The organism is Hydrogenophaga sp. (genome assembly GCF_028698005.1).
GTDB lineage: Bacteria > Pseudomonadota > Gammaproteobacteria > Burkholderiales > Burkholderiaceae_C > Hydrogenophaga.
The window spans coordinates 1-8,547 of the sequence record NZ_JAQVEJ010000127.1 but is presented as its reverse complement, the minus strand read 5'-3'; the positions used below and the strand labels follow the sequence as shown (position 1 = coordinate 8,547).

The window sequence follows — 8,547 nt, the reverse complement described above, 5'->3', positions numbered from 1 at the left end:
TATTTACAATGGCCCGTATGTTCCTCGATGTCGCCCAGCTTCGCGTCTGCTACCCCGGCCAGGACCAGGCCGCCGTCGAGGACGTCTCGTTCGGGCTGCGGGCCGGTGAGATCGGGGTGCTGATCGGGCCCTCGGGCTGCGGCAAGACCACCTTGCTGCGCGCCGTGGCCGGCCTGGAGCGGGCCTGCGCGGGGCGCATCACCCTGGGCGGCGAGATCGTCAGCGACGAGGCGCACCACATGCCCGCCGAGCACCGGCGCATCGGCATGGTGTTCCAGGACTACGCGCTGTTTCCGCACCTGGACGTGGCGCGCAACGTGGCCTTCGGCATTGCCGGCCAGCCGCGCGCGCAGCGCGAGGCGCGTGTGGCCGAGGTGCTGCGCCTGGTGGGCCTGGACGGCATGCAGAAGCGCTTTGCGCACGAGCTCTCGGGGGGCCAGCAACAGCGCGTGGCGCTGGCGCGCGCGCTGGCACCGCAACCGCGCCTGCTGCTGCTGGACGAACCGTTTTCGAACCTGGACGTGGACCTGCGCGAGCGCCTGGCGCACGAGGTGCGCGGCATCCTCAAGGCGGCCGGCGCCACCGCGCTGTTCGTCACGCACGACCAGTTGGAGGCTTTTGCCATCGGCGACCGCATCGGCGTCATGCACCAGGGCCACCTGCACCAGTGGGACGACGCCTACGCGCTGTACCACCGCCCGGCCACGCGCTTCGTGGCCGAGTTCATCGGCCACGGCGTGTTCACCCCGGCGCAAATCATCGCGCACGGCGACGGCGTGGTGGTGCACACGCCGCTGGGCTCGCTGGAGAACATCGAGGAGTGCCCGCTGCCCGGCGCCTACCCCGATGGCGAGTGCGACGTGCTGCTGCGCGCCGACGACATCGTGCACGACGACGACGCGCCGGTGCGGGCGCGGATCGTGCGCAAGGCGTTCCGCGGCTCGGAGTTCCTGTACACGCTGCAGTTGCCCGGCGGCGAGACGGTAATGGCGCACGTGCCCTCGCACCACAACCACGCCGTCGGCGAGCTCATCGGCATCCGCCCGGAGATGCGCCACATCGTCACCTTCGAGCGCAACAGGCCGGCCGGCGCGCGCTGAGGCGGCCGGCGGCGGGCGGCAGACAGCCACCTCAGGAGGGCTGGCGCGGTTCGGTGCCGGCAGCGGCCGATGCGCGCTCGGCCTCGTCCTCCATCAGCTCGAACCACATGGCGTTGAGAATGGCAAAGGCGGCGGCCAGCGGCAGGCCGAGCATCCAGGCGAAATACCACATGACGGGGTTCCTTTCTGCTGTCTTGAATCGGGGGTCTGCGATCAGTAGGCGTGGTCGCCATGGGTGATGTCGCGCGGGCGCACCTTGCCCCACATGACGCGATAGACCCAGGCGGTGTAGGCCAGGATGAGGGGCACGAAGATGACGGCGCACACCAGCATGATGAACAGCGTCAGGTGGCTCGAGGACGCATCCCACACCATCAGGGCCGAGCGCGGGTCGGTCGATGAGGGCACGATGAAGGGGAACATCGAGGCGCCGACGCTGGCGATGATGCCGGCGATGGACAGCCCGCTGAAGACGACCGTGACCCCCTCCCAGCGCATGCGCAGGCCCAGCAGGGCCAGCACGGCGCCGGCGAAGCCGAGCGCGGGCGCCAGCAGCGTCCAGGGGTGGGCCTGGTAGTTGGCGAACCAGGCGCCGGCCACCCCCGTGGCCACGGTCTTGACCAGCGGATTGGACGGGCCATCGGTCACCGGCGCGCTGGTGAGCTGGTAGCCGCTGACCAGCGTCCACAGCAGCACCCCGGCCAGCGCGTACAGCACGATGGTGGCCACGCCCGCCCAGGTGGCGCAGCGGCGCGAGCGATCGGCCACCGCGCCGTCGGTCTTGAGCGCCAGCCAGGCGCCGCCGTGCATCACCAGCATGGCCACCGACACCAGCCCGCACAGCACGGCGAAGGGGTTGAGCAGGCCGAAGAAGCTGCCCTCATAGACCATGCGCATGTCGTCGGTGAAGTGGAAGGGCACGCCCTGCAGCACGTTGCCGATGGCGACGCCGAAGATCAGCGCCGGCACGAAGCCGCCGATGAACAGGGCCCAGTCCCAGGTGCTGCGCCAGGCGGCGCTGTCGTGCTTGCTGCGGTACTTGAAGCCCACGGGGCGCAGGATCAGCGCGAACAGCGTGGCGAACATGGCCAGGTAAAAGCCCGAGAAGCTCATCGCGTAGATGTGCGGCCAGGCGGCGAAGATGGCGCCGCCGCCGAGCACCAGCCAGACCTGGTTGCCTTCCCAGACCGGGCCGATGGTGTTGATGACGATGCGCCGCTCGACGTCGTCGCGGGCGACGAAGGGCAGCAGTGTGCCCACGCCGAGGTCGAAGCCGTCGGTGACGGCAAAGCCGATCAGCAGCACGCCGAGCAGCAGCCACCAGATGACGCGCAGCACGTCGTAGTCCAAGAGCGTATGAAGAATCATGGTATTTCTCCGCGGTGGGTGCGTCGGGTATCAGGAGGCGGTGCGCTGGACCTTGCCGATGAGGGGGACGTCGGCCGGTGCGCTCGGGGGGGTTTCGGGCTGCGGGCCCTTGCGGATCGCGCCCAGCATCAGCTTCATCTCGACCACGATGAGCGCGGTGTAGATGGCCACGAAGCCCAGCAGCGTGAACAGCACCGTGCCGGCGCCCAGCTCGGAGACGGCCACCGCGGTGGGCAGCACGCCCTCGACGGCCCAGGGCTGGCGCCCGAACTCGGCCACGAACCAGCCGCATTCGGCGGCGATCCAGGGCAGCGGGATGGTCCACACGGCCAGCTTGAGCAGCCAGGGGTGGGCGTCGAGCCGGCGGCGCGCCGACAACCAGAAGAACACCGCCGTCAGCACGATGAAGTAAAAGCCCAGCACCACCATCAGGCGGAAGGTCCAGAACAGCGGCGCGACCTGGGGCACGGTGTCCCAGGCGGCCTGGGCGATCTGCGCCTCGGTGGCCTGGCGCGGGTCATCGACGTAGGGCTTGAGCAGCAGGGCATAGCCCAGGCGGTGGCCGTGCTGTTCGAACGTCGCGCGCGCCGCCGGCGGGATGGCGGCGTCGGAGCCGGCGGCACGGATGCGCTGCAGCGCGTCGTAGGCCTGGATGCCTTCGCGGATGTGCCCTTCGGCCTGCCGGACCAGTTCGTCGATGCCGGGGATGGGCTGGGTGAGCGAGCGCGTGCCGATCAGGCCCATGACCCAGGGGATGTGCACCGCATAGTGGGTCTTGCGGGCCTCCTGGTCGGGGATGCCGAAGGCGGTGAACGAGGCCGGCGCGGGCTCGGTCTTCCACATGCCTTCGATGGCGGCCAGCTTCATCTTCTGGTGCTCGTTGGCCGAGTAGCCGCTTTCGTCGCCGAGCACCACCACCGACAGCGAGGCGGCCAGACCGAACGAGGCGGCCACCGTCATCGAGCGTTTGGCCAGTTCGATGTGACGGCCCTTGAGCAGGAACCAGGCCGAGACGCCGAGCACAAACAGGGCCGCCACGGTGTAGCCGGCCGAGACCGTGTGCACGAACTTGGCCTGCGCCACGATGTTGAACAGCACGTCGTAGAAGCTGTCCACCTCCATGCGCAGGGTCTGCGGGTTGAGCCGGGCGCCCACGGGGTTCTGCATCCAGCCGTTGGCGATCAGGATCCACAGGGCCGAGAAGTTGGTGCCCAGCGCCGTCAGCCAGGTGACGACGCAGTGCGCCACCCTGGACAGGCGCTCCCAGCCGAAGAAGAACAGGCCGACGAAGGTGGCTTCGAGGAAGAAGGCCATCAGGCCCTCGATGGCCAGCGGCGCGCCGAAGATGTCGCCCACGTAGTGGCTGTAGTAGCTCCAGTTCATGCCGAACTGGAACTCCATCACGATGCCGGTGGAGACGCCGAGCGCGAAGTTGATGCCGAACAGGGTGCCCCAGAACTTGGTCATCTGGCGCCAGATGGGCCGGCCCGTCATCACGTACACGGTTTCCATGATGGCCAGCAGGATGGACAACCCGAGCGTGAGCGGCACGAACAGGAAGTGGTAGAGCGCAGTCATCGCGAACTGCAGTCGGGACAGGCCGACAATGTCAAGGTCCATGGCGGAATCCTTTCGGGTGGTTCAATCGTCAACAATGAAAAACCGGTTCGGACGGCGGGCGCCGGCCAGGCGCTCAGGGCGGGCGCAGGCGGGCCAGTTCGGCGGCGAAGCCAGGGGTGCCGCGGCACGCCTGGGCCACGATCCGCCCCTGTTCGAGACGCACGATGCGCCCGGCCAGCGCGGCCTCGCGCCGCAGATGGGTGGTGATCAGCAGGGTTCGGCCGGCGGCGTGCGCGTCCAGGCGCTGGAGCACGTCGCGGGCGGTGTCGGCATCGAGCCCCTCGGTGGCTTCGTCGAGCAGCCACAGCCGGCTCGGGCGCAGCAGCAGGCGGGCCAGCGCCAGGCGCCGCGCCTGCCCGCCCGACAGACCCAGGCCGCCCTCGCCCAGCGGCGTGTCCAGCCCCTGGGCCAGGCGCCGCACGTCGTCAGCCAGGCCCGCGGCGCCGAGCACGGCCCACAGGCGCGCGTCGTCGGCCTGCGGATCGGCCAGGCGCAGGTTGTCGCGCAGGCTGTCCTGGAACAGCTCGGTGTGTTGCGTCAGCCAGGTGCAGGGCAGCGCCCGCACCTGCCCGGCCGCCGCAGGCAGCTCGCCCGCGGCCACGGCCAGCAGGGTGGACTTGCCGGCGCCGCTGCCGCCGATGACGGCCACGCGCTCGCCCGGCTGCAGGCACAGCTCGATGCCGTCGAGCACCGGCCGCGCCACGCCCGGGTAGTTCACGCGCACCCCGCTGAGCACCAGGGCCGGTGGCGGCGGCGGCGCATCGGTGGCGGCCGTGTCCGCGTCCGCGTCCGCGTTGGTGTTGGTGTTGGTGTTGGCGGTGGGCCGCGGCGCCGGGCCACCGGTGCCGGCGCGCAGGTGCGGCGCCAGGCGGCGCGCGGCCAGCAGGCTGCGCCCGGCCTCGATGGCGCCGCGGCGCAGGGCGCCGAAGGGCTCCAGCACCGCCAGCGCCAGCAGCAGCGCCAGCGCGGCCCCCGGCACCGTGACCGTGCCCCGCTCCACCAGCGCGGCGCCGGCCACCAGCACGCCGGCCAGCAGCAGGTGACCGGCCACCGCCAGGGCCCAGCCGGCGCGCACGTCGAGCCCGTGCAGCGCCCGGTCGGCGCCGGCCAGCCGGGCATCGGCGGCACCGATGGCCGCGCACTGCGCGGGCAGGCGGCCGGCCATGAGCAGATCGGTTTGCCCGGCCACGAGGTCGATGGCGCGCCCGCGCAGCCGCTCCAGGGCCAGCGCGCGCCGCAGCGCCAGCGCACGGGCACGGCGCAGCACGAACGCGGTGACGCCGGCGCCGGCCAGCAGCAGCCAGACCACCACGGCCGCGGCCAGCGCGAGGTCGATGCCGGCCAGCACCGCGCCGGCCAGCGCGACGGCGCCGACGGTGGCGGCCAGCGGCACCAGCAGGCGCAGGTAGAGCGACTCCAGCGCATCGACGTCGCCGGTCAGGCGGAACAGCAGCCGCGCCGGCCGCTGCGCGAGCGCCCGCGCCGCCTCGGGCCGGGCCCAGCCCCGGAACAGGCGCTCGCGCAGCGCGGCCAGCACGGCCAGCGTGGCGTCGTGGGTGACGACGCGCTCGAAATACCGCCCCGCCGTGCGCCCCAGCGCCAGCAGGCGGATGCCGGCGCTGGGCAGGAAGACGTTGAAGGCCACCGCCGCACTCAGCCCCGCCAGCGCGGTGGCGGTGATGAACCAGCCCGAGAGCGCCAGCAGCGCGATGCCGGCCGCCACCGAGAACACGGCCAGCCCGGCCCCCAGCCACAGGCGCGCGCCACTGGTCTGGCGCATCAGCGGCCACACCGGGGCCAGGTCGCGACGCCACTTCGGCTTCATGCCAGCCTCCGTTGCCCGAGGGGCCAGGCGCCGGGCACCGGCACCGTCACCGCCTGCCCCGAGGTGATGTCGATGATGCGGTCCATGCGTTGCGCCAGCGCCGCATCGTGCGTGGCGATCAGCAGGGTGCGCCCGCGGGCATGGGCCAGCAGCGCCTCGGCGACCTGCTCGGCGGTGACCGGATCGAGATGGGCCGTGGGCTCGTCGGCCAGCAGCAGGTCGGCGCCGGGCCGGGCCATGGCGCGCGCCAGCGCCAGCCGCACGCGCTCGCCCCCGGACAGGCCCAGGCCGCCCTCGCCCAGGCCGCCATCGGGGCTGGCCTGGGCCACCGCGTCGAGCGCGGCCAGGCGCAGCGCCCGGGCCACGGCTTCACGCCCGACGCCGGCCCGGCCCAGGGCGATGTTGTCGCGCACGGTGCCGGCGAACACATGGGGCCGCTGCCCGATCCAGGCCATGCGGCCGCGCAGCGCCGCCGCCTGGGCCGCGTCCATGGGCCGGCCGGCGATGACGACCTCGCCCTGCGCCGGCACCACCAGGCCCGCCAGCAGGGCCAGCAAGCTGGTCTTGCCGGCGCCGCTGGGCCCCATGATGGCCACGTGCTCGCCGGGCGCGATGCGCAGGTCCAGGCCGTCGAACACCGGCGCCTCGCCCGGGTGGGCGAACACCACGGCGCGCATCAGCACCTCGGGCGGGCGGGTGACGGGCGTGGCGCCGGCCGGCAGGGCTTCGCCCGCGGACTCGGCCAGCGCCCCGGGCAGGCCCTGGCCCGGGCGCCCGAGGGCCTCCAGCGACGCCAGCGCGGCCTCGCCCGCGGCCCGGTCGTGCCAGGCCGCGGCCAGATCGCGCAGCGGCTCGAAGAACGCGGGCGCCAGCAGCAGGATGAACAGCCCCTCGCCCAGGCTCAGGCGGGCGCCCCAGGTGCCGGCGGTGCCGATCTGGCCCAGCAGGTGAAAGCCCACGTACACCGCCACCAGGGCCACCGCCAGGGCCGAAAACAGCTCCAGCGAGGCCGACGAGAGGAAGGCGATGCGCAACACCCGCATGGTGCGCTGGCGCAGCGACTCGGCCGCGGCGCGCAGGCGCAGCGCGGTGGCATCGACGGCGTCGAGCGCGCGCAGCGTGGACAGGCCGCGCAGGCGGTCGAGCAACTGGGCGTTCATGTCGCCCAGCGCCACCATCTGCTCCTCGCTGGCGGCCTGGGCGCGCCAGCCGACGATGGCCATGGCCAGTGGAATCAGCGGCATGCTCAGCACCAGGATCAGCGCCGCCACCCAGGACAGGCCGAGCACCACCAGCGCGATCACCGGCGGCACCACCATGGCGCGCCAGCGTGCCGGCTGGTAGCGCGCCAGCCAGGGCACCACGGCCTCGGCCTGCTCGCCCAGGGCACTGGCGGCCAGCCCGGAGGCCGGTCGCTCGCGCTCCAGCGGCGAGCGACCTGCCAGGGCCCGGGCGACCCGGGCCCGCAGCCCGGTGACGGTGTCGCGCGCCTGCACGTACACCCGCTGCGCCCCCCAGGCCTCGGCGCTGGCGCGCACCACGCCCAGCAGCGCCACGCCCGCGGCCGGCAGCAGCACGCCGGCCACACCCTGCCCGTCGGCCAGCCGCTGCACCGCCAGCGCCAGCAGCGCCGCCTGCGCCACCCACAGCAGCGCGGCAGCGGCCTGCAGCACGGCGCCGGCGCCCGCGACGGGGCGCATCCGGTTGGCGGCAGAAACCCGAAGCCTGTCCAAGAGCGCAGCCTTTCACCCACGTAGGATGGGAACTGAATTTTCAGAAATTTCTGAAATTATTAGACAAAAAAAATGGGGCCGTCAACGGCGAGGCCATGGGCAACACCCTCTGCCAGCAGGGATAAATGCCCCACGATGGACAGCACGCGTTGACTATCGTCAATCGCCATTTCAACGGAATATCGCGTCCCTGGCAAGGCATGCCCCGGGCAGTATTGGAAAGGCCCGGGCTCCGCCCAGGGCCGACGCACGGGCCCGGGCTTGACGATCGTCAACCGCCTGCACGCGGCCTTCGCGTGCCCGGCACCTGCACATGGCTTGACCCGCATCAAACCCGACCTAGAATCCGACATCTGCCGAACACCGCCAACACAGCCTGCCGATGCCGCCGTCCATTGAAGCCTTCGTGGTCCATTTCGGCGAGATGGGCAGCCGCTGGGGCATCAACCGGACGGTGGGCCAGATCTACGCCCTGCTGTTCGTCACCGACCGGCCCCTGAACGCCGACGAGATCGGCACCACGCTGGGCATCTCGCGCTCCAACGTCAGCATGAGCCTCAAGGAGCTGGAGGCCTGGCAACTGGTGACGCTCTCGCGCAAGCCGGGCGACCGCCGCGAGTACTACACCACCCTGGGCAGCGTCTGGGACATTTTCAAGGCCGTGGCCGCCGAACGGCGCCGGCGCGAGGTCGAGCCGACGCTGAGCATGCTGCGCCAGGAACTGCTGCGCACCCCCGCCAGCGACGAAGAGCGGCACGCCCTGGCGCGCATGCGCGAGATGTACGAACTGGCCGAGCAGGCCAACCAGTGGTTCGACGAGCTGCAACGGCTCTCGCCCGAATCGATGCGGCAGTTGATGCGCCTGGGCAGCCAGGTACAGAAGTTCCTGGTGGCCAAGGAC

At 72.0% G+C, this 8,547-nt stretch carries 7 protein-coding genes; 2 read left to right on the top strand and 5 right to left on the bottom strand.

The window, feature by feature from the left end; genetic code table 11:
* Nucleotides 1-17: 17 nt before the first annotated feature.
* Complete coding sequence (locus tag PHQ87_RS12060; RefSeq protein WP_300234556.1) at nt 18-1,100, top strand: ABC transporter ATP-binding protein; 1,083 nt, start codon at nt 18-20, stop codon at nt 1,098-1,100.
* 31 nt (nt 1,101-1,131) lie between these two features.
* Here PHQ87_RS12060 and cydX read toward each other — a convergent pair whose 3' ends face one another.
* The 5 genes from cydX to cydD all read right to left on the bottom strand — a co-directional run bounded on the left by cydX (nt 1,132) and on the right by cydD (nt 7,613).
* Complete coding sequence (cydX, locus tag PHQ87_RS12055; RefSeq protein WP_300234554.1) at nt 1,132-1,272, bottom strand: cytochrome bd-I oxidase subunit CydX; 141 nt, start codon at nt 1,270-1,272, stop codon at nt 1,132-1,134.
* Between the two features lie 41 nt (nt 1,273-1,313).
* Nucleotides 1,314-2,468 carry a cytochrome d ubiquinol oxidase subunit II gene (cydB, locus tag PHQ87_RS12050; RefSeq protein WP_300234552.1) on the bottom strand — a complete coding sequence of 385 codons (1,155 nt, stop codon included), beginning with the start codon at nt 2,466-2,468 and terminating at the stop codon, nt 1,314-1,316.
* 30 nt (nt 2,469-2,498) lie between these two features.
* Entirely contained in the window at nt 2,499-4,088 is a 1,590-nt protein-coding gene (locus PHQ87_RS12045) for a cytochrome ubiquinol oxidase subunit I (RefSeq protein ID WP_300234549.1), read from the bottom strand.
* A gap of 73 nt (nt 4,089-4,161) precedes the next feature.
* The gene (locus PHQ87_RS12040; protein ID WP_300234546.1) at nt 4,162-5,913 is read right to left on the bottom strand and encodes an ATP-binding cassette domain-containing protein; all 1,752 of its coding nucleotides are present in this window, start codon (nt 5,911-5,913) and stop codon (nt 4,162-4,164) included.
* Entirely contained in the window at nt 5,910-7,613 is a 1,704-nt protein-coding gene (cydD, locus tag PHQ87_RS12035; protein ID WP_300234542.1) for a thiol reductant ABC exporter subunit CydD, read from the bottom strand. Before cydD ends, PHQ87_RS12040 begins: the two co-directional genes overlap by 4 nt.
* A 415-nt stretch (nt 7,614-8,028) precedes the next feature.
* Here cydD and PHQ87_RS12030 point away from each other — a divergent pair.
* A partial coding sequence (locus tag PHQ87_RS12030) for a GbsR/MarR family transcriptional regulator (RefSeq protein ID WP_300234538.1) occupies nt 8,029-8,547 on the top strand: 519 nt, incomplete at its 3' end.

What these genes read in the sequence shown, in the direction of transcription:
- PHQ87_RS12060 (WP_300234556.1), top strand. Translation starts at nt 18, where the DNA reads ATGTTCCTCGATGTCGCCCAGCTTCGCGTCTGCTACCCCGGCCAGGAC.
- cydX (WP_300234554.1), bottom strand. Translation starts at nt 1,272, where the DNA reads ATGTGGTATTTCGCCTGGATGCTCGGCCTGCCGCTGGCCGCCGCCTTT.
- cydB (WP_300234552.1), bottom strand. Translation starts at nt 2,468, where the DNA reads ATGATTCTTCATACGCTCTTGGACTACGACGTGCTGCGCGTCATCTGG.
- PHQ87_RS12045 (WP_300234549.1), bottom strand. Translation starts at nt 4,088, where the DNA reads ATGGACCTTGACATTGTCGGCCTGTCCCGACTGCAGTTCGCGATGACT.
- PHQ87_RS12040 (WP_300234546.1), bottom strand. Translation starts at nt 5,913, where the DNA reads ATGAAGCCGAAGTGGCGTCGCGACCTGGCCCCGGTGTGGCCGCTGATG.
- cydD (WP_300234542.1), bottom strand. Translation starts at nt 7,613, where the DNA reads ATGCGCCCCGTCGCGGGCGCCGGCGCCGTGCTGCAGGCCGCTGCCGCG.